The 20,715-nt window shown below is 73.0% G+C and carries 17 protein-coding genes; 10 read left to right on the top strand and 7 right to left on the bottom strand.

Going from position 1 to position 20,715, the window contains the following annotated elements; translation table 11 throughout:
- Positions 1-44: 44 nt before the first annotated feature.
- Positions 45-959, bottom strand: coding sequence for a class I SAM-dependent methyltransferase (locus IEZ07_RS25935; protein ID WP_239320446.1), 915 nt, complete (start codon positions 957-959; stop codon positions 45-47).
- Between the two features lie 127 nt (positions 960-1,086).
- Positions 1,087-2,469 (bottom strand): Nramp family divalent metal transporter, encoded by a 1,383-nt coding sequence (locus tag IEZ07_RS25930; protein ID WP_191897119.1) that lies wholly within the window; start codon positions 2,467-2,469, stop codon positions 1,087-1,089.
- A 180-nt stretch (positions 2,470-2,649) separates the two neighbouring features.
- Here IEZ07_RS25930 and IEZ07_RS25925 point away from each other — a divergent pair, with 180 nt between their 5' ends.
- From IEZ07_RS25925 to IEZ07_RS25905, 5 genes are all read left to right on the top strand, one after another.
- On the top strand, positions 2,650-4,473 hold the full coding sequence (locus IEZ07_RS25925; protein WP_191897118.1) for an acyl-CoA dehydrogenase: 1,824 nt from the start codon (positions 2,650-2,652) through the stop codon (positions 4,471-4,473).
- A 287-nt stretch (positions 4,474-4,760) separates the two neighbouring features.
- On the top strand, positions 4,761-5,498 hold the full coding sequence (locus IEZ07_RS25920; protein WP_068902850.1) for an NUDIX hydrolase: 738 nt from the start codon (positions 4,761-4,763) through the stop codon (positions 5,496-5,498).
- Complete coding sequence (locus IEZ07_RS25915) at positions 5,495-6,556, top strand: molecular chaperone DnaJ (protein ID WP_191897117.1); 1,062 nt, start codon at positions 5,495-5,497, stop codon at positions 6,554-6,556. Before IEZ07_RS25920 ends, IEZ07_RS25915 begins: the two co-directional genes overlap by 4 nt.
- Positions 6,557-6,599: 43 nt before the next feature.
- On the top strand, positions 6,600-7,676 hold the full coding sequence (locus IEZ07_RS25910) for a hypothetical protein (RefSeq protein ID WP_239320448.1): 1,077 nt from the start codon (positions 6,600-6,602) through the stop codon (positions 7,674-7,676).
- Positions 7,673-8,893 (top strand): adenylosuccinate synthetase, encoded by a 1,221-nt coding sequence (locus IEZ07_RS25905; RefSeq protein WP_191897116.1) that lies wholly within the window; start codon positions 7,673-7,675, stop codon positions 8,891-8,893. Before IEZ07_RS25910 ends, IEZ07_RS25905 begins: the two co-directional genes overlap by 4 nt.
- 63 nt (positions 8,894-8,956) lie before the next feature.
- Here IEZ07_RS25905 and IEZ07_RS25900 read toward each other — a convergent pair whose 3' ends face one another.
- The 4 genes from IEZ07_RS25900 to pdhA form a co-directional block, all read right to left on the bottom strand.
- Complete coding sequence (locus tag IEZ07_RS25900; protein ID WP_191897115.1) at positions 8,957-9,250, bottom strand: Dabb family protein; 294 nt, start codon at positions 9,248-9,250, stop codon at positions 8,957-8,959.
- Positions 9,251-9,429: 179 nt separating this feature from the next.
- Positions 9,430-10,878 carry a dihydrolipoamide acetyltransferase family protein gene (locus IEZ07_RS25895; protein ID WP_191897114.1) on the bottom strand — a complete coding sequence of 483 codons (1,449 nt, stop codon included), beginning with the start codon at positions 10,876-10,878 and terminating at the stop codon, positions 9,430-9,432.
- Between the two features lie 11 nt (positions 10,879-10,889).
- Positions 10,890-11,870 carry an alpha-ketoacid dehydrogenase subunit beta gene (locus tag IEZ07_RS25890; protein WP_068902835.1) on the bottom strand — a complete coding sequence of 327 codons (981 nt, stop codon included), beginning with the start codon at positions 11,868-11,870 and terminating at the stop codon, positions 10,890-10,892.
- Positions 11,867-12,985: a pyruvate dehydrogenase (acetyl-transferring) E1 component subunit alpha gene (gene pdhA, locus IEZ07_RS25885; protein ID WP_191897113.1), complete on the bottom strand. Its 1,119-nt coding sequence runs from the start codon at positions 12,983-12,985 to the stop codon at positions 11,867-11,869. The genes IEZ07_RS25890 and pdhA overlap by 4 nt, the downstream gene beginning before the upstream one ends.
- Positions 12,986-13,324: 339 nt before the next feature.
- Between pdhA and purS the strand changes: the two genes are divergently transcribed.
- From purS to purL, 4 genes are all read left to right on the top strand, one after another.
- On the top strand, positions 13,325-13,570 hold the full coding sequence (gene purS / locus IEZ07_RS25880) for a phosphoribosylformylglycinamidine synthase subunit PurS (RefSeq protein ID WP_191897112.1): 246 nt from the start codon (positions 13,325-13,327) through the stop codon (positions 13,568-13,570).
- Positions 13,571-13,788: 218 nt separating this feature from the next.
- Positions 13,789-14,178, top strand: coding sequence for an ATP-binding protein (locus IEZ07_RS25875; protein ID WP_230880694.1), 390 nt, complete (start codon positions 13,789-13,791; stop codon positions 14,176-14,178).
- A 215-nt stretch (positions 14,179-14,393) separates the two neighbouring features.
- Positions 14,394-15,077 (top strand): phosphoribosylformylglycinamidine synthase subunit PurQ, encoded by a 684-nt coding sequence (purQ, locus tag IEZ07_RS25870; RefSeq protein ID WP_191897111.1) that lies wholly within the window; start codon positions 14,394-14,396, stop codon positions 15,075-15,077.
- Positions 15,078-15,142: 65 nt separating this feature from the next.
- On the top strand, positions 15,143-17,410 hold the full coding sequence (gene purL, locus IEZ07_RS25865) for a phosphoribosylformylglycinamidine synthase subunit PurL (RefSeq protein ID WP_191897110.1): 2,268 nt from the start codon (positions 15,143-15,145) through the stop codon (positions 17,408-17,410).
- A gap of 106 nt (positions 17,411-17,516) precedes the next feature.
- On the opposite strand, the gene IEZ07_RS25860 is transcribed toward purL, so the two are convergent.
- Positions 17,517-18,095 carry a Uma2 family endonuclease gene (locus IEZ07_RS25860; protein WP_191897109.1) on the bottom strand — a complete coding sequence of 193 codons (579 nt, stop codon included), beginning with the start codon at positions 18,093-18,095 and terminating at the stop codon, positions 17,517-17,519.
- 385 nt (positions 18,096-18,480) lie between these two features.
- Here IEZ07_RS25860 and IEZ07_RS25855 point away from each other — a divergent pair, with 385 nt between their 5' ends.
- Complete coding sequence (locus IEZ07_RS25855) at positions 18,481-20,568, top strand: adenylate/guanylate cyclase domain-containing protein (RefSeq protein WP_239320452.1); 2,088 nt, start codon at positions 18,481-18,483, stop codon at positions 20,566-20,568.
- Positions 20,569-20,715 lie beyond the last annotated feature (147 nt).

Below are 20,715 nucleotides of genomic sequence, written 5' to 3'. Positions count from 1 at the left end.
AAACCGTCAAGCCGGTTACATAACCACCCAATAGGCTATGACGGTTACGCCACGTCCCACCAGAGCGTGACCCACCGGTCCCTGAGCATCGGCCACATGTCCAGCTCGACCGCCGCCGCGACGACCTCCTCCGCCCGCCCGGGGTCGAGGCAGAGTCGGCGGCAGGCGCTCTCGGCCATCGCCTCCAGGCTCGCGAACCGGGGCAGCGGGGCCGGGCGCTCCTCCCGCCGCACGCCGTACCCCAGCCGCCGGGCGAGCGCGGCCACGTCGTCCGCGGTGGGCCGCTCGGGCCGGATGAGACCGTGGAAGCGCGCCCAGAGGGGGCTCAGCCAGCTCATCGGGTGCCGGTGGGTGAGCTCCAGGACGACCCGGCGGCGGGCGTGGCCGGTCAACGCGGCCAGGAAGGCGGCCAGGTCGGGCACGTTGTAGACGACGTGGGCGGCCACCGCGACGTCGGCCGCCGGGGTCTCCCCGGCGACGTCCGGCCAGCGTCCCGTGACGGGCCGCACGGGCACGCCCAGGCTCCCCGCCCGCGCCGCCAGCTCGGCGAGCATCGCCGCGGAGGTGTCGACCGCGATGAGCTCCCCGAGGCGGGTCCCCGATCCCTGCGCGTGTTCGCGCCGCACCGCGCCGCCCGCCGTACCGGCAGGGGACGGCCGCGTCGGCGGGCCCGGCCCCGGACCGGCGTCGTCCAGGCGGGCCAGCGGCAGGGAGGCCGCCCCGGTGCCCGCGCCCACGTCCAGCACGCTCCCGCCCGGTGGAAGCGCCTCGGCGACGCGGGCCAGGGCCGGGCCCTCCGGGTCGGCCAGCGCGCGGTCGGTGCGCTCGCCGAACCGGGCGGGCGAGTGCCCCCACGGGTCGCTGCGGGCCCCGGCCACGATGGCGTCGGGGATGCCCCACTCCGACAGGTCAGCCCGCCAGCGTTCGTCCAGCTCGTCCGGCGTCTCCCGCTCCTCCATGCCGCCGAGCCTACGCCGGGCCCGCCCGGCCCCAGAAGGCCCTGCCGGAACGGGTGCCGGAACGGGTGCCGGACCGGATGCCTGGCCGGACGGAGGTCTCCGGCACGTCGGCCGGGCGGGCCCCGCCCTAGAAGAGCCTGCCGAACTGGTCGATCAGCGTGAGCACGGAGAAGTAGCCGAAGAACGCGAAGGCCACCAGCACGACGACCAGCCGGTAGCCGCGGATCCGGACGGCCTCGGGGAGCATCTTGCGGTTCAGCCGGGCGAGCAGCGCGGAGTAGAGGAACATCATGATCCCGCCGACGCTGGCGGAGATCACCAGCAGCGTGATCGGCTGGTCGAAGCCGATCGTGAGCATCGCGATGCCGAACAGGACGATGAACCAGACGACGAGGCTGTAGACGCGGCTCTCGGTCCACCGGGCGCTGCCCGGCAGGTAGACCGTCTTGACGTTGTCGGCGACCATCCGGGCGACGTAGTCGCAGATGCCCATGCTCGCCGCGAACAGCGAGAACGCGCCGATCGCCCAGAAGAAGGTGCCGAACCACGACAGCCGCTGGTTGAGCGCCTCCCCCTCGGTGCGCAGGAAGGTCACGTCGCTGGCGGTCTCCGCGCCGAAGACCGTGGAGTAGGCCAGCATCGACATCAGGAAGATCGTGAAGACCGTGATCGCCACGAACGAGACCAGCTGCTCGATGTTGGCCACCCGCCACCAGGCGCGCCAGCGGGCCAGGTTCGCCTCGTCGGGCTCGAAGGTGTAGCCGGTGGCGGGAGCGGCCTGGTCCTCGCCGGTCACCGGGGAGACCAGGCGGGGGATCCGGGCGCCCATGCCCATGTTCTTGTCCCTGATCCAGTTGCTCTGCACCAGGTTCTGCCCGCCGCCCGCCCCGGCGAAGGCCATCGCGCCCAGGACGAGCGCCGCGCCGAGTCCCGCCGGCACCTGGCCGATGTGGGTGACCGCCTCGCCCAGCCCGCGGTAGGCGTCGCCGGTGACGGCCAGGAAGAGCGCGACGACCAGGAAGACGACCACCGCGCCGACCTTGACGAACTGGGTGGCCTCCACGGTCCGGTAGATGACCGGCGAGAAGGTGAGCGCCACGCCGATGACCAGCAGCTCGACCACGGCGATGACGGTGACGTCTCCCCCGCCGGCGGCGTAGGTGAGCACCGTGGCCGAACTCGTGGCCCAGCCGGGCCAGATGTTGGCCAGGACCGCCATGAGCGCGAAGACCAGGCCCCAGTGCCGCCACAGGCGGCTGAACCCGGTCAGCGCGGTCTCGCCGGTGGCGAGCGTGTAGCGCTCGATCTCCATGTTCAGGAAGTACTGGGCGATCACGCCGACCACCGCGGCCCACAGGAAGACCAGGCCGACGTTGGCGGAGATGTAGGGCCAGATGACGAACTCGCCGGAGGCGAGGCCGACGCCGGCCGCGATGACTCCCGGTCCGAGCACCTTCCGCAGCGGCTGGGGATCCGGGAGGACGGCCGGGCGGAGCGGGGGTAGCGCCATGAAGGTCACCTGTTCCCCATAACCATGTGACAAACGTCCCTGTCGGGCCTGTTTTTTAGCGGTTACCGGCGGGTAGCATTCTCGGTAAGGTTACTGGCGAGTACACGCCTGTCCCGAGCGAGTACACGCCTGTCCCGAGCACATGCGATCCCGGACCCCCGGCTTCAAGGAGCAGACCCCATGGGCCACTACAAGAGCAACATCCGTGACCTGGAGTTCAATCTCTTCGAGATGTTCGGACGCCGGGAGATCCTGGGCACAGGTCGCTTCGCCGACCTGGACGAGGACGTCGTCCGCAGCATGCTGGAGGAGCTCAACCGGATGGCCACCGGCGTGCTCGCCGACTCCTTCGAGGAGGGCGACCGCACGCCTCCGGTGTTCGACGCGGCGACCGGCGCGGTGAAGATGCCCGAGGGCATCAAGAAGTCCTTCTTCGCCCTGCGCGACGCCGGCTGGACCAACCTCGACCTGCCCGCCGAGATGGGCGGCCCCGGCGTGCCGCGCAGCGTGGCGTGGGCCCTGGCCGAGCTCATCCTCGGCTCCAACCCGGCGCTGTGGATGTACTCCAGTGGCCCCGGCTTCGCCCACATCCTGCACACCATCGGCAACGACGAGCAGAAGCGCTTCGCCGAGCTGGCCATCGAGCGCCAGTGGGGCGCCACCATGGTGCTCACCGAGCCCGACGCGGGCTCCGACGTGGGCGCCGGCCGGGCCAAGGCCGTGCAGCAGCCCGACGGCACCTGGCACATCGAGGGCGTCAAGCGCTTCATCACCAGCGCCGAGCACGACATGGCCGACAACATCTTCCACCTCGTGCTGGCCCGCCCCGAGGGCCACGGCCCCGGCACCAAGGGCCTGTCGATGTTCCTGGTACCGAAGTACCACGTGGACCTGGAGACCGGCGAGCTCGGCGAGCGCAACGGCGTCTACGTCACCAACGTCGAGAAGAAGATGGGCCTGAAGGTCTCCACGACCTGCGAGCTCACCTTCGGCGACAAGCACCCGGCCGTCGGCACGCTCGTCGGCGACGTGCACGAGGGCATCAAGCAGATGTTCATGGTGATCGAGCAGGCCCGCATGATGGTGGGCACCAAGGCGATCGCCACCCTGTCCACCGGCTACCTCAACGCGCTGGAGTACGCCAAGGCCCGCGTGCAGGGCGCCGACCTGACCCAGATGGCCGACAAGACCGCCCCGCGCGTGACCGTCACGCACCACCCGGACGTGCGCCGCGAGCTCATGCTCCAGAAGTCGTACGCCGAGGGCATGCGGGCGCTGGTCCTGCTGACCGCCACCTACCAGGACGCGGTGCAGATCGCCGAGTTCGAGGGCCGCCGGGACGAGCACGCCGAGGCGATGAACGACCTGCTGCTCCCGCTGGTCAAGGGCGTCGGCTCCGAGCGCTCCTACGAGATGCTCTCCCGCTCGCTGCAGACCCTGGGCGGCTCCGGCTACCTGCAGGAGTACCCGATCGAGCAGTACATCCGGGACGCCAAGATCGACTCCCTCTACGAGGGCACCACCGCGATCCAGGGCCTGGACCTGTTCTTCCGCAAGGTCCTGCGCAACCAGGGCGCCGCGCTCGGCTCGCTCCACGCCGACGTCAAGGCCTTCGCCGCCTCCGAGGCGGGCAACGGCCGGCTGAAGGTGGAGCGCGCCCTGCTCGACGAGGCCGCCGACGAGGTCAAGGCCATGGCCGACACGATGGCCGGCTGGGCGATCGGCTCGATGGAGGACCCGAAGGAGGTCTACAAGGTCGGCCTCAACACCACCCGGTTCCTGCTCGCCCTGGGCGACCTGGTGCTCGGCTGGCTGCTCCTGCGCCAGGCCGAGGTCGCGCTGGCCGCGCTGGGCTCCTCCGAGGAGGACCGGTCCTTCTACACCGGCAAGGTGGCCGCGGCCACCTTCTTCGCCCAGACCGTGCTGCCCCGGATCTCCGCTGAGCGCCGCATCCTCGCCGCCACCGGCCAGGACCTGATGGAGCTCCCGGAGGACGCGTTCTGAGCGACCACTCCGCGGGACGGCCCTGAGACGGCCGCTCCCGGAGGGCGAGAACCCCCTGCTCCCGCGGCAGGTCGGCGATGAGGGGCGGTCCCGTGACACGGGACCGCCCCTTCTCCGTTCCCGGGCGCCGTACGGCCCGTCCTCTCGATCCGCGCTCCGGAGCCGTCCTCCGGCCCCGCCCCCGGGGCCGGTCGGCCGTCGGCGGGCCCCGCCGTACGGGAGGAGGGATTGACACGGCCCATCGTTCTTCTCATACTGAGACCATCTCATAGTGAGAAGGACGTGTGATGAGCGGTGAAAGCGAGTACCTGGCGGCCTACGACCCGCGGGAGTTCCCGCCGGTCGCCGTGACCGTCGACGTGGTGGCGCTCACCATCCTCGGCGGGGTGCTGCACGTGCTCCTGGTCGAGCGGGGCGAGCCGCCGTTCGCGGGGCGCTGGGCGCTGCCCGGCGGCTTCATCCGGCCGGGCGAGGACCTGGACCGGGCCGCCGCCAGGGAGCTGGCCGAGGAGACCGGAATGGCCGACCGCGTCCACATCGAGCAGCTCGCCAGCTACGGGGCGCCGGACCGCGACCCCCGGATGCGGATCGTCTCGGTCTCCTACCTGGCCTTCGCGCCCGACCTGCCCGACCCCCAGGCCGGATCGGACGCCGCCGACGCCGCCTGGTACGGCGTCGACCACCTGCCCGAGCTGGCCTTCGACCACGCGCGCATCCTCGACCACGCCCTCGACCGGGCACGGGCCAAGCTGGAGTACACCCCGCTGGCCACCGCCTTCGTCGGCGAGACGTTCACCATCTCCGAGCTGCGCGGGGTCTACGAGGCGGTCTGGGGGGTGCCGCTGCACGCCGGCAACTTCCACCGCAAGGTCCTGTCGGTCCCCGGGTTCGTGGAGAGCACCGGCGAGACCACCGAGAGCGGCGGCCCTCGGGGCGGTCCCCGCGCCCGGCTCTACCGCGCGGGCGACGCCCGGCTCCTCCACCCGGCCCTGCTCCGGCCCGAGCGGGAGGAGGAGGTCCGGTGACCACCACCGCCGAGGCGATCGCCCTGGTCAACGCCGCCGCGACACCGCAGGACCTGTTCGGCGGGGACGCGCCGCGGCGGACCTACCGGCGGCTCGCCCGGTGCCTCCACCCCGACCTGACCACCGCCCCCGGCGCCCCGGAGGCCTTCGCCCGGCTGTCCGCGCTCTGGGCCGCGCTGCGCGGGGGACCTCCCGGTGACCACGCCGGGCCGGAGACGGTGATCACCACCGCGGGCGGGACCTACCGGGTCGGCGGGACGCTCCACCGGGGCGCCACGGCGGTGCTCCGCGCGTGCGAGCGCGACATGCTGCTCAAGCTCCCCCTCGGCCCGGCCGACAACGACCTCATGCGGCGCGAGGCCGAGGCGCTCCGGACGCTCGAGCGCGAGGCCGACCCGCTGCTCCTGCCGTACGTGCCGCGCCTGGTGGACTCCTTCCGGCACCGCGCGGACGGGGTCGAGCGGCACGTCAACGTGATCAGCCGGGTGCCGGACGGGTTCCTGACCCTGGAGGAGGTCCGGCGGCGGCGGCCGGTGCTGGACCCCCGGGACGCGGCCTGGATCTGGCGGCGGCTGCTGGTCGCGGTCGGCACCGCGCACCGGGCCGGGATCGTGCACGGGGCCGTCTTCGGGCAGCACGTCCTGGTCCACCCCGTCGAGCACGGCCTGGTCCTCGTCGACTGGAGCCAGTCGGTGCCGGTCGGCGGCCGGCTGACCGCCCTGGTCACCCGGCACCGCGCGGACTACCCGCCGGACGTCCTCGCCCGGGGGCCGGCCACCGAGGCCCTGGACATCCGCCTGGCCACCCGCTGCGTCGCCGCCCTGATGGGCGTGCGCCCCGACGGCCCCGATCCCGATCCGACCGGACCCGACCGCCTCGGGCACCCCGGTCCCGACGACTCCCGCCGCCCGGCCGGGCGCGTCCCCGGGCCGATGCGCGCCTTCCTCCGGGGCAGCCTGCTCGCCCCGCCGCGCGACGCCTGGCGGCTCCTCGCCGAGCTCGACGAGCTCCTCGACGACCTGTACGGGCCGCGGCAGTACCGGCCCCTCCACCTGTAGCGACCCCTCAAGACCCGCAGCGACCCCTCAAGGAAGAGAACCCATGGGAAGCGGAATCTGGTCCACCGACGTCTACTCCGCCGCCTCCCGCCTCCGGGCGGCCAGGGGCGCCAGCGCCTTCGCCTACAGCGACTCCGGCGCGCGCACCGTGCACGACGACCTGAACCCGCACGGCGTGGCGGCCCGGGAGAGCCGCGACTCCGCCGAGCATCCCGCCTCCCTGGCCGTGGCCGTGCTCTTCGACGTGACCGGCTCGATGGGCGGCGTGCCGCGCACCCTGCAGACCCGGCTGCCCGACCTGCTCGGCCTGCTGCTGCGCAAGGGCTACGCCACCGACCCGCAGATCCTGTTCGGCGCGATCGGCGACGCCACCTGCGACCGGGCGCCGCTGCAGGTCGCCCAGTTCGAGTCCGACAACCGGATGGACGAGCACCTCGGCAAGGTCCTGCTGGAAGGCGGGGGCGGCGGCCAGATGACCGAGTCCTACGAGCTCGCGATGTACTTCATGGCCCGGCACACCTCGATCGACTGCTACGAGAAGCGGGGCCGCCGGGGCTATCTGTTCATCATCGGCGACGAGCTGCCGTACCCGGCGGTGAAGCGGCGCGAGGTCGCCGGGGTGATCGGCGACCGGCTGGAGCGGGACATCCCCACCGAGGACGTCGTCGCCGAGCTGACCCGGATGTACGACGTCTACTTCATCCTCCCCGCCGGGGCGAGCCACTCCCGCAACGGCCACGTGCTGGCCGCCTGGCGCGGGCTGCTCGGGCAGAACGTGCTGGAACTGGACGACCTGGACGCGGTCTGCGAGACCATCGCGCTCACCGTCGGGCTGGGCGAGGACGCCGTCGGCCTCGACGAGGGCCTGGCGGACCTGGCCGAGTTCGGTTCCACCGCGCAGGCCTCGGTCTCCCGGGCGCTGGCCGGTCTGGAGCGGGGCGCGGCGGTGGTGGACTCCCCCGCCCTCGGCGCGTCCCTCGACCCCCGGAGCGCGCTCGGCCCGGGTGACCCCGCCGGCTCCCGGGACGCGCTCGGCCCCGGTCACCCCTCCGGCCCGCGCGGCGCGCTCGGCCCGGGCGGCCCCTCCGCCCCCGGCGGCAGCGGGGTGACCCGGCTGTGAGGGACCACGTGATCGTCGTCGACCTCGGATACGGCGACGCCGGCAAGGGCACCGTGGTCGACTGGCTCTGCTCCCGCGGCGGGGTCTCGGCGGTGGTCAGGTTCAACGGGGGCGCCCAGGCCGGGCACAACGTCGTGCTGCCCGACGGGCGGCACCACACGTTCTCCCAGTTCGGGTCGGGGACCCTGCGCGGCGTGCCGACCCACCTGTCGCGGTACACCGTGGTGGACCCCTTCGCGCTCACCGCCGAGGCCGACCACCTGCGCCGGATCGGCGTCCCGGACCCGTACGGCCTGCTCACCGTCGACCGGGAGGCCCTGCTCGCCACGCCGTACCACGTGGCGGCCGGGCGGGCCCGGGAGCTCGCCCGCGGCGGGAAGCGGCACGGATCCTGCGGGATGGGCGTCGGGGAGGCGATGGCCTACGCGCTGGAGCACCCCTTCATGGCCCCCAGGGTCGGCGACTGCGAGCGGCCGTGGGCGCTGACCCGCAAGCTGGAGGCGCTGCGCGAGCGGCTCGGCGCGGGCGGGCCGCCGGTCGCCGACTGCGTGGCGGTCTACCGGGCGTTCGCCGAGCAGGTGGCCCTGGTCGACCCCTCCTACGTCACCGCCCTGCTGCGCAGGCGGCCCGTCGTCTTCGAGGGCGCCCAGGGGGTACTGCTCGACGAGTGGCACGGCTTCCACCCCCACACGACCTGGAGCACGACGACCTTCGGCAACGCGCTGGCGCTGCTCGACGGGGCCGCCGCCGTACGGCTCGGCGTGCTGCGCACCTACACGACCCGGCACGGTCCGGGGCCGCTGGTCACCGAGGACCCCCGGTTGCGCCTGCCCGAGCCGCACAACCGGGACGGCCGCTGGCAGGGCCCGTTCCGGACCGGGCACTTCGACGCCGTCGCGCACCGCTACGCGCTGTCGGCGGCGGGCGGGGCGGACGCCCTGGCCCTCACCCACCTGGACGCGCCGGTCTCGCGGATGTGCGACTCCTACGACATCGGCGAGCCGCCGGTGGGCCGCAGGGGCGACCTGGAGGGCCAGGCCCGGCTCACCGCCCGGCTGGGGCGGGCCCGGCCGCACTACGCCGACGGGGTCGACGACTGGCCGGAAGCGGTCGCCGGAGCGCTGGGCGTGCCCGTGTGGCTCGGCTCCTCCGGCCCGACCTCCGCGGACAAGGCGCTGATCGCGTCTGCCAGAGGCCGGGTTCTGCGGGCGGTCTAGACGTGGTGCCGCACGGCGGCGTGCACTGATCGTCTCCGCCGGAGGCCGGGTCCGGCCGCCGGTCTAGACGTGGTACTGCACGGCGGCGCGGGAGGCCAGGATCGGCTTGATGCGCTCGGCGATCACGGCCTGGTGCTCCGGGTGGTCCCGGTAGACGACGTAGTCCTCGACGCCGTCGAAGTCCGCGACCACCGCGAAGTCGTGGTTGCCGGCGCTCACCCCCGCGTCGGGACCGATCACGTAGGAGCGCAGCTGCGGGATCAGCTCCGGCAGCCTGCCCAGTCCGGCCGCGACGGCGGCCTTCTGCTCGTCGGTGGCGTCCTCGGTCCAGGCGAGCAGCACGATGTGGCGGAACATGGTCGGTCCTGTCTCCCTCGCGGTTCGGATGCCCGCCAGCGTACGGCGGGCCCCGCCGGTGCACGGCGGGCCCCGCCGATCTCCGGCCGTCCGGCTCCGGACCGGGACCTCCGGCGTCCGGTCCCGGTCCTTCTGGTCCCGGTCCTTCACCGTCCGGCTCCGGCCCCGGCCGTGCGGCCTCAGCCCCAGGCGAGCATGCGCAGCGGGTCCTCCAGCATGGCCCCGATGTCGCGCAGGAACAGCGAGCCGAGCTCGCCGTCCACCACCCGGTGGTCGAAGGAGAGCGCGAGCGTGCACACCTTGCGCACCGCGATCTGCCCGTCCACCACCCACGGCATGTCCCTGACCTGGCCGAGGGCCAGGATCGCGGACTCGCCCGGGTTGAGGATCGGCGTGCCGGCGTCCACCCCGAACACGCCCACGTTGGTGATCGTGATCGTGCCGCCCGCCATGTCCGCCGGTCGGGTGCGGCCGGCCCGCGCGGTCTCGGCCAGCTCCGCCAGGGCCGCCGCCAGTTCCGGCAGCGACAGGGACTGGGCGTCCTTGACGTTGGGCACGAGCAGGCCGCGGGGGGTCGCGGCGGCGATGCCCAGGTTCACGCGGTGCTTGACCACGATCTCCTGCGCCGCCTCGTCCCACACCGAGTTGATCATCGGATGGCGGCGGACCGCGACGAGCAGCGCCTTGGCGACCAGGAGCAGCGGCGAGACCCTGACCCCGGCGAAGTCGTCGAGGGCGCGCAGCCGCCCGACCGCCTCCATGGTCCCGGTCATGTCCACCTGGAGGAACTCGGTGACGTGCGGGGCGGTGAACGCCGAGGCCACCATGGCCTGGGCGGTCGCCTTCCGCACGCCCTTGACCGGGATCCGCTCCTCGTCCGCCGCCCCGGTCCGCGCCGCAGGCCGTACGGGTGCGGCCGCCGCCGCGTGCACGTCCTCCCGGGTGATCGAGCCCTGCGGCCCGGTCCCGGTGAGCGCGGCCAGGTCGATCCCGAGGTCCTTGGCGAGCTTGCGCACCGGGGGCTTGGCCAGCACCGCCACGCGTCCCGCCGCGGCCCCCGGACCGGTCGCGGCGGACGCCGGGCCCGGCACGCCGCCCGACTCCGCGCCCGGCGCGGCGGCCTGCGGAGCCGGTCCGGCGGCCGGCCGGTCCGGCACGGCGCTCCGCTCCGCGCCCGGCGCGGCGGGCGGCTGCTTGCGGGGGCGGCGCTTGGCCGCTCCCGGCTTGACGCCGTAGCCGACCAGGACGGGCTGGCGCTTCTCCCCTCCCCCCGCGGCGGTCCCGTTCCGGCCCGCCTCCGCGGGGACCGCCGGGACGGCCGGGACCATGTCGTCGGCCAGCGCCGCCCGGCCCGCGGGGGCGTCCGCCGGGGGCGGCGGGACCGGGGCCGGGGAGCCGTCGTCGACCGCGATGATGGGCCTGCCCACGTCGACGGTCTCGCCCTCCTCCGCCAGCAGGGCGGCGACCACGCCCTCGAACGGGCAGGGCAGCTCGACGACCGCCTTGGCGGTCTCGATCTCCACGATGGTCTGGTTCACCTTGACCGGGTCGCCGGCCTTCACGTGCCAGCGGACGATCTCCGCCTCGGTCAGGCCCTCGCCCACGTCGGGGAGCTTGAACTCCTTCACCGTCCCCCTCCTCAGAACGCGAACGCGCGGTCGACGGCGTCCAGCACCCGGTCCAGGTCCGGCAGGTAGTGATCCTCCAGCCGGGAGGGCGGGTACGGCGTGGACGGCCCGCCCACCCGCAGCACCGGCGCCTCCAGGTGGTAGAAGCACTCCTCGGTGATCCGGGCGGCCAGCTCGGCGCCGTAGCCGTTGAAGACGGGCGCCTCGTGCACCACGACGCACCGCCCGGTGCGCCGTACCGACTCCACGACCGCGGGCAGGTCCAGCGGGTTGAGCGAGCGCAGGTCCACGACCTCCAGCGAGCGGCCGTCCTCCTGGGCGGCCGCGGCCACCTCCAGGCAGGTCTTCACCATCGGCCCGTAGGCCAGCAGCGTGACGTCCGCGCCGGGCCGTACGACGCGGGCCCGGTCGAGGGGGAGCCAGTCCGCCGCGCCGGAGGTGTCGACCTCGGCCTTGTCCCAGTAGCGGCGCTTGGGCTCGAAGAAGACGACCGGGTCGTCGCACCGGATCGCCTGCTGGATCATCGCGTAGGCGTCCGCCGGGTTGGAGCAGGTCACCACGCGCAGGCCGGCGGTGTGCGTGAAGTACGTCTCGGGGGACTCGCTGTGGTGCTCCACCGCGCCGATGCCGCCGCCGCAGGGGATGCGGACCACGACGGGGAGCCTGAGCTTGCCCAGGGAGCGCATCGGCATCTTGGCGAGCTGGGTGATGATCTGGTCGGCGGCGGGGAAGACGAACCCGTCGAACTGGATCTCGCAGACCGGCCGGTAGCCGCGGAGCGCGAGGCCGATGGCCGTGCCGATGATGCCGGACTCGGCCAGCGGGGTGTCGATGACCCGCTGCTCGCCGAAGTCCTTCTGCAGGCCGTCGGTGACGCGGAACACGCCGCCGAGCTTGCCCACGTCCTCGCCCATGACGAGGACCTTGGGGTCGTCCTCCATCGCCTTGCGCATGCCCTCGTTCAGGGCCTTGGCCATGGTGAGCGTCGTCATCCCTCGACCCCCTCGTTCTCGAATCCGGCGAGGTAGGCGGCGAACTCGGCGCGCTCGGCCTCGATCAGCCGGTGCGGCTCGGCGTAGACGTGCTCGAACATCTCCATCGGCCCCGGGTCCGGCAGCTGCAGGCAGCGCCTGCGCACGTCCTTGCCGAGCTCGTCGGCCTCGGCGTCGACCCCGTCGAAGAACGCCTGGTCGGCGAGCCGGTTGCGGACCAGGTAGGCCTTGACCCGCTCGATCGGGTCCTTGAGCTTCCAGGCCTCCAGCTCGTCGGCCAGCCGGTAGCGGGTCGGGTCGTCGGAGGTGGTGTGCGCGCCCATCCGGTAGGTGTAGGCCTCGATCAGCACCGGGCCCTGCCCGGAGCGGGCGTCGGCCAGCGCCTTGCGGGTGACCGCCAGGCAGGCGAACACGTCGTTGCCGTCCACCCGGACGCCGGGGAAGCCGAACCCGCTGGCCCGGCGGTAGAGCGGGATGCGCGACTGCTTCTCCAGCGGCTCGGAGATGGCCCACTGGTTGTTCTGGCAGAAGAACACCACCGGGGCGTTGAACACCGACGCCCAGATGAACGACTCGTTCACGTCGCCCTGGGAGGTGGCGCCGTCGCCGAAGTAGACGATCGAGGCCGCGCCGTCCTCGCCGACGGCCCCGTCGCGCTGGATGCCCATGGCGTAGCCGACCGCGTGCAGGGTCTGGCTGCCGATCACGATCGTGTAGAGGTGGAAGTTGTGCTCGGCGGGGTCCCAGCCGCCGTGGTTGACCCCCCGGAACAGGCCGAGGAGGTTGACCGGGTCCACCCCGCGGCACCAGGCCACGCCGTGCTCCCGGTAGGTCGGGAACGCCATGTCCGCGTCGGTCAGGGCCCGGCCGGAGCCGATCTGCGCGGCCTCCTGGCCGAGCAGCGAGGCCCACAGGCCCAGTTCGCCCTGGCGTTGCAGGGCGACGGCCTCCAGGTCGATCCGGCGCACCATGACCAGGTCGCGGTAGAGGCCGCGGATCTCCTCGGGTGTCAGGTCGATGTCGTAGTCGGGGTGCTCGACCCGCTCCCCCTCCGGGGTCAGCAACTGGACGAGCTCGGGGGGTGCCTGGGCACCGCGAGAGGCGTCGGCTGTCACGTGCCGCTCCTGTGTGCTCGGGGCCGTCCGAGCGGGGTCGCCGCTCGTGTCCGGCCGGTTAGCGACGCATCGGATCCGGTCGATGATGGTTCGTCTGCGCTTGTGGACATCGTGGCAGACGTCACATACCTGCGCGCAAGCCCTGCTCCGGCCTCCATACGGTCCCCGTTCCCCTCCGGCCCCCTTTACACCCGTGCGGAGCGGATGCCCTTCGCACCGGTACGGGACGCGCGCCCGCCCGGCCCTCCCCGGACCGGGGCGGACCCGGCGACGGGCCGCCGGCGGGGACCGTTACGCTTGAGGCGCCCAACCGACCCCGCTGCACCCTGGAGGAACACCGTGGCGCGCGTCATCGTCGACGTCATGCTGAAGCCCGAGATTCTCGACGCCCAGGGGCAGGCCATCGCCCGGGCGCTCCCGCGGCTCGGCTTCTCCGGCGTCTCCGCGGTACGGCAGGGCAAGCGGTTCGAGGTGGAGCTCGACGGCCCGGCCGACGAGGCCGCCCTTTCGGACATCCGCAAGATGGCCGAGACCCTGCTGGCCAACACCGTGATCGAGGACTACAGGGTCACCGTCGAAGAGTAGTCGGCCGGATATATCAGCAAAATCCCTCTGTGCCGGTTAAATCCATCCCTGGGGGCATCCCACACCACGTCCTGACTAACAGTGGATAACATCACAGTTATTTTGCGGTTAGCCCGGATTCCCCAGGGAAACCTTCACTGGGTGACGTCTGGCCCGGGAGGGATCCGGTGGATTTCGAGTTCTCATTGGCTCTGCCAAGAGAGGCCGTCGGCATTCCGATGGTCCGCAGGATTCTCGGCGACTCCCTGGCCTTCCGCGGTGTGACGAGGAGCTGCGTCTCCGACATCCTGCTCGCGGTCACCGAGGCGTGCACCAACGCCGTGCGCCACGGCGGCCCGGACAACCGCTACGAGGTCGAGGCCGCCATCGGCCCCGACCGCTGCGACGTGCGCATCACCGACCGGGGCCGCGGTCTCGTCCGGGTGCCGGACCACTACCCGCCGAACGACATCGAGAACGGCCGCGGCATCCTGATCATGCAATCCGTGGTGGACGAGATCTCCTTCGACATCGCCCCCGGCCGCGGCACCACCGTGCACCTGCGCAAGCGGCTCCGCCGCCACGACGGCCCCGCCCCCGCGCGCCCCCGCGAGCTGGCCGCCGTCTGACCTCTTCCGGCCGCGTCCGTCCCGCCCCGCGGCGCCGCGGGTCCCGTGATCAGGATTCCCGGCCGCGGGCAGGTCACCGCCGGATCCGGGGCGCGGGCCGTACACCTCGTTGTGAGCTCTCCCCGGAGAGCGGATAGCCTGGGCGCACCGCCGCAGACCGCCGTCCGATGTGTGAGACGTCGGCGCGGTGCTCGTTTGTGGAGGGGAACGCTGTCATGAGTGCTGCCCGCGTGGGCGTCGTCACTTTTCCCGGGACTCTTGACGATCAGGACGCGGCCCGTGCCGTGCGCCATGCGGGGGGCGAAGCCGTCCCGCTGTGGCACGCCGACCCCGATCTCAAGGGGGTGGACGCGGTCTTCCTGCCCGGCGGGTTCTCCTACGGGGACTACCTCCGGTGCGGGGCGATCTCCAGGTTCGCGCCGCTGATGGAGGAGCTGATCCCCGCCGCCAGGGCCGGGCTCCCCGTCCTGGGGACCTGCAACGGCTTCCAGATCCTCTGCGAGGCCCACCTGCTGCCCGGCGCGCTGATGCGCAACGCCGGGCTTCACTATGTCTGCCGCGACCAGGGCATCCGGGTGGAGAACACCGCCACCCCCTGGACCTCGGACTTCACCGAGGGCCAGGAGATCGTGCTGCCGGTCAAGCACGGCGAGGGCCGCTACGTCGCGGACCCGGCCACCCTCGCGGCGATCGAGGCGGGCGGCCAGGTCGTCTTCCGCTACACCGGGGGCAACCCCAACGGCTCCCTGAACGACATCGCCGGCATCCGCAACGAGGCCGGCAACATCGTCGGCCTGATGCCCCACCCCGAGCACGCCGTCGAGGACCTGACCGGCGCCCCGAGCACGGACGGCCGCGCCTTCTTCACCTCGATCCTCAAGAAGCTGGTGAACACGTGAGCGAGCGGAGCGAGCGAGCCGATAGACACAGCAACGTCGCGAACGCGGCCGACGGAGGAGGCCGCGTGAACCCTGACGTGAACCTCGACACCGTCAAGCGCGCCGCGGACACCCCCGACGAGCGCCAGCCGTACGCCGAGCTGGGCATGAAGCGCGACGAGTACGACCGGGTCAAGGAGATCCTCGGCCGCCGGCCGACCAGCTCCGAGCTGGCCATCTACAGCGTCATGTGGAGCGAGCACTGCTCCTACAAGTCCTCCAAGGTGCACCTGCGGCAGTTCGGCACCAAGGCCCCGCAGTCCGACGCGCTCCTGGTCGGCATGGGCGAGAACGCCGGCGTCGTTGACATCGGCGACGGCTGGGCGGCCACCTTCAAGATCGAGTCGCACAACCACCCGTCCTACGTCGAGCCGCACCAGGGCGCGGCCACCGGCGTCGGCGGCATCGTCCGCGACATCATGTCGATGGGCGCGCGGCCGATCGCGGTCATGGACGCCCTGCGCTTCGGCGGCGCCGACCAGGCCGACACCCGCCGGGTGCTGCCCGGCGTGGTGGAGGGCATCAGCCACTACGGCAACTGCCTGGGCCTGCCCAACATCGGCGGCGAGGTCGTCTTCGACCCCTGCTACATCGGCAACCCGCTGGTCAACGCCCTGTGCGTGGGCCTGCTCCGCAAGGACCAGATCAAGCTGGCCATCGCGCCGGGCGCGGGCAACAAGGTCGTGCTCTTCGGCGCGCTGACCGGCCCCGACGGCATCGGCGGCGCGTCGGTGCTGGCGAGCGCCACCTTCGAGGACGAGTCCCAGGCCAAGCGCCCCAGCGTGCAGGTCGGCGACCCGTTCATGGAGAAGCTGCTGATCGAGTGCTGCCTGGAGCTCTACCAGGCCGACGTGGTCGTCGGCATCCAGGACCTCGGCGCGGCCGGCGTCTCCTGCGCCACCACCGAGCTCGCGGCCAAGGGCACCGGCGGCATGGACGTCAGGCTGGACCTCGTCCCGCTGCGCGACCCGTCGCTGCGGCCCGAGGAGATCCTGATGAGCGAGTCGCAGGAGCGCATGATGGCGGTCGTCGCCCCCGACGACATCGACGCCTTCATGGCGATCTGCGCCAAGTGGGACATCCCCGCGACCGTGATCGGCGAGGTCACCGACTCCGGCCGCCTGGTCATGACCTGGCACGGCGAGACCATCGTGGACATCCCGCCGGGCACCGCGGCCGACGAGGGCCCGGTCTACGAGCGGCCCTTCCACGAGCCGGCCGGGCAGGCCGCGCTCAACGCCTCCTCGCCCGCGGACCTGCCGCGCCCCGAGGACCTGCGCGCCGCGCTGCTGCAGCTGCTCGGCTCGCCGAACCTGGCCTCCAAGGAGTGGGTGACCTCCCAGTACGACCGGTACGTCCGGGGCAACACCGTGCTGGCCCAGCCCGCCGACGCCGGGGTGCTGCGGATCAGCGAGGCCATGCCCGGCGCCGAGGAGACCACCCGCGGCATCGCGCTGGCCACCGACGGCAACGGCCGCTACGCCCGGCTGGACCCCTACGCCGGGGCGCAGCTCGCCCTGGCGGAGGCCTACCGGAACGTCGCGGTGACCGGCGCCGTCCCGCTCGCGGTCACCAACTGCCTCAACTTCGGCTCCCCCGAGGACCCCGAGGTCATGTGGCAGTTCTCCGAGGCCGTGCGCGGCCTGGCCGACGCCTGCAAGACCCTGGGCGTCCCGGTGACCGGCGGCAACGTCTCGTTCTACAACCAGACGGGCTCCACCCCGATCCACCCGACCCCGGTCGTGGGCGTGCTGGGCGTGATCGAGGACGTGGCCAAGCGGGTGCGCAGCGGCTTCACCGGCACCGGCGAGAAGGTCGTCCTGCTCGGCGAGACCAGCGCGGAGTTCGGCGGTTCGGAGTGGGCGCACGTCGCCCACGGCCACCTGGGCGGCCTCCCGCCCGAGGTGGACCTGGAGGCCGAGCGCGCCCTCGGCCGGGTGCTCACCGAGGCCGCCGCGCAGGGCCTGCTCACCGGCTCCCACGACCTGTCCGACGGCGGCCTGGCCATCGCCCTGGCCGAGGCGTGCCTCGCCCAGGGCATCGGCTGCACGGTCTCGCTCACGGGCGACGACGCGTTCGTCGACCTGTTCAGCGAGTCGGCCTCCCGCGCGCTGGTGACCGTCCGGCCGGAGTCCTTCGAGGCCTTCGCCGAGCTGTGCGCGGCCCACGAGGTGCCCTGCTACGGCCTGGGCACCACCGGCGGCGCCTCGCTGGTCGTCGAGGGCGTCCTGGACATCCCGGTCGCCGAGCTCAGGGAGACCCACACGGGCACGCTCCCGGCCATCTTCGGCTGATCCACGCACGACGGAGGGGTACGGCTCACGCGGGCCGTACCCCTCCGCCTTTTCGCGGGACGATGTCCGGTCGGGCGAGGTCCCGCCCGCTACCGCGCTGCGAGGCTCAGGAGAGCAGCTCCCGTATCGTGACGGTGACGGGAAAGGGCGCCATGAGCCGGAGTTTCTCCCGCTCGATGCCGATCGGCACGTAGGCGCCGGTGGTGTCGTCCAGCTCGTACACGTGGACGACGGGGAGGCTGTTCTCGTTCTCGATCCGCCAGAAGTGGCGGATACCGGCCTGTGCGTACCGCTCAGGCTTGACCTTCCGGTCGCGCTCCTCCGAGTCGGGTGAGACCACCTCGACCGCGAGGACGACCTCCTCGGGCCGGTAAGTCGTGCGCTCCAGCCCCGTCCCGGGGGGTTCCCGGACGACCATGACGTCCGGCTCCGGCCGCTGACGCCGCCCCAGCGTGACCGTCATCTCCCGCACCACGTCGAGGCCTTCCGGTGCCGCGGACCGCAGCACTCGGGTGAGGTTGTCGATGACCCTCATGTGGAACTTGGTCTGCGGGGACATCACGATGAGGGCTCCATCGACGAGTTCGAGGCGGCGCGGCGCTTCGGGGGGGAGCCGGTCGAGATCCTCGGCGACCCAGCCGTCGGCCGGCGGGTAGAACCAGGAAGGCAGCACTTCAGCGGTCATCTCGTCCCCCTCCGAATCCGTTGTCACTTTAGGGTTCACCTCCGTCCGTCTCAGGTCTTTCCACGGATTCCTCTCCCGCCCACCTTCTCATTCCCGGCGAATGATTACATTCATCCGCCGCCGGGTCGCGGGCCGCCGGTCGCATCCGGTACGGACGCTTACCGGCGGAGGTCCAGCGGGGTTTCCGCAGGGGTCCCGTAAGGTTTCCGCGGGGGTCCCGCGGGATCTCCGCACAGGGTTTCCGCGCGGTGGTCCCCGGGAGCGGAAAGGCGTTGGCGGCACCGGCGGTGTGCCTGGATAATCGGGGCGTTCGGGGGAACCCGCCCACGGGGCGGGGCGGACGCCACAGGGGGTCACGGGACCCCCGACGAATACGGAGGCCACTGTGCCGACGAACGACTCGACGGCCGCGCCGGAGGCCGGCAGCGCCGGGCCCGAGCCGTACCTCCCTCCGGCGACCCAGCCGGTCCGCGCGGTGGTCTGGGTGATGCACCTGGCCCTGCCGATGCTCGGGCTCTGGCTGCTGCTCGCCCAGCCCCGTCTCAACGCCCGGTGGCAGGACAACCCCGCCCACTTCTGGCTGATCAACGTCGTGGCCGTGATCAGCCTGGTCCTGGGCGCGCTGGTCAGCCGGTCCGCCTCCCGGCGCGCGGACGCCCGGCTGCTCCTGGTCTCGCTGGTCTTCCTGGGCAGCGCCGGCTTCTTCTTCGTGCACGGCCTGACCACCCCCAAGGTCGTCCTCGGCGGGCCGAGCCGCGGGTTCGACCTGTCCCACCCGGTCGGCCTCCTGGTCGCCGCGGCCTTCGCGTTCGCCTCGGCGCTGCCGCTGGGCGAGCGGGCGGCCGGGGCCGTGCTCCGGTCGCGCAACCTGCTGCGCGGCGCGCTCGCCGCGCTGGTCACCGGCTGGGGGGCGGCCTGCCTGGTGCCGGGCCTCACCCCGCTGAGCGCCAGGCCGCCCGCGCACGGCGCCGACCTCGGCGGGGCCGAACTGCTCGCCGTCGCCCTGTACGGCGCCGCCGCGGTGATGGTGTTCCGGCTGCACCGCAGGCGACCGGCGGCGATGCTGATCAGCCTGGTCACCGCCTACGCCCTGCTCGCCGAGGCGGTGGTCGCGGGGATGTCCCACCACAACTGGCACCTGTCCTGGTGGCTCTGGCACGTGCTGCTCACCCTGGCCTTCGCCTTCGTCGCCTACAGCGCCCACCTGCAGTTCCGTCGGGAGGGCTCCGGTGCCGGGCTGTTCGACTCGGTGGCGCTGAGCGCGACCGTCCGCAGGATGCGCGGCGAGTACGCCCAGGCGCTGGAGGAGCTCGTCACCCACCTGCGCCGCCGGGAGGACGGCAGGCCGGGCGGCGGGGCGGGCGACGGGACCGGCGCCGGGGTCCCGGTCGCGACCAGGCTCGCGGGCAAGTTCGGGCTCACCGAGGCGCAGGCCGCCGTGCTCGACCGGGCGGGCGAGGCGCTGGCCACCGAGCGCGAGCTGTCCGAGCGGCTGGCCGCCCTGGTGGACCTGGGCAACCGGGCCCGGGTGGGCCTGCCCGAGGGCGAGCTGCTCTCCCACGCGATGGAGCGGGTACGGCAGGCCTACGGCGACGTGCGCATCAGCCTGGTCGCGGACGGGCGGGTCGTGGTCGGCTCCGCCGCGTACACCGCGCAGGACTTCCCCGGCGGCGGGCCGATCCGGCGCGGCGGCGCGGTCCTGCACCCGCTGACCGTCAAGGGCCGCCTCGCCGGGGCGCTGGAGGTCCCGGTGGGCCTGACCTCGCAGGACGAGGCGCTCGCGGCGACCCTGGCCGCGCAGCTCTCGATCTCCCTGGAGAACGCCCGGCTCTACCAGGAGCTGGAGGGGCTCTTCCGCAACTACATGTCCCCGGACGTGGCGCAGGCGCTGCTGGCCGATCCGCGCCGGGCCGAGCTCGGCGGCGAGCTGGTCGAGCTGACCGCGCTCTTCGCCGACCTGAAGGGCTTCACGAGCTTCTCCGAGCGGGTCGCGCCCGGGGAGATCGTCGACATGCTGAACCGCTACCACGGCGCGGCCGTGCCGATCGTGCTCGCCAACGGCGGCACGATCGTGCAGTTCGTCGGCGACGCGATGCTGGCGCTGTTCAACGCCCCGGCCCGGCAGCCCGACCACGCCGAGGCCGCGGCCCGGGCGGCGCTGGCCATGCAGGAGGCCGCCGAGGAGATCGCCGCCGGCACGCCCGGCTACCCCCGGTTCAGGATCGGGATCAACACCGGGCCCGCGCTGGTCGGCAACATCGGCAGCCCCCAGCTGCGCGGGTTCAACGCGATGGGCGACTGCGTGAACGTGGCCGCCCGGCTGGAGGGCGTGGCCGAACCCGGTACCGTCGTGATCGGCCAGAGCACCCTCGACCGGATCGGCCCCGGGGCGAAGGTCCAGCCGCTGGGCGGGCTGAGCCTCAAGGGCAAGGAGCATCCCGTGCACGCCTACGTCCTGTCCGGGCTGACCTGATCCGGCCGGAGCGGGAGCCCGGACCTCACCGCGGGGCCGCCGCACCGGACCGCACCCCGCCGGACCACACCCCGCCGGAACGACCGGCGCCGCACGCCGTCGTACCGGCCCGCCACCCCGTGTCGACCAGCATCCCCTCCAGGAGGC

Origin of the sequence: Planomonospora parontospora (genome assembly GCA_014647935.1) — a bacterium.
Lineage (GTDB): Bacteria > Actinomycetota > Actinomycetes > Streptosporangiales > Streptosporangiaceae > Planomonospora > Planomonospora parontospora.
Note: the sequence above shows the minus strand (reverse complement) of the source record. Positions and strands in the feature narration are given on the sequence as shown.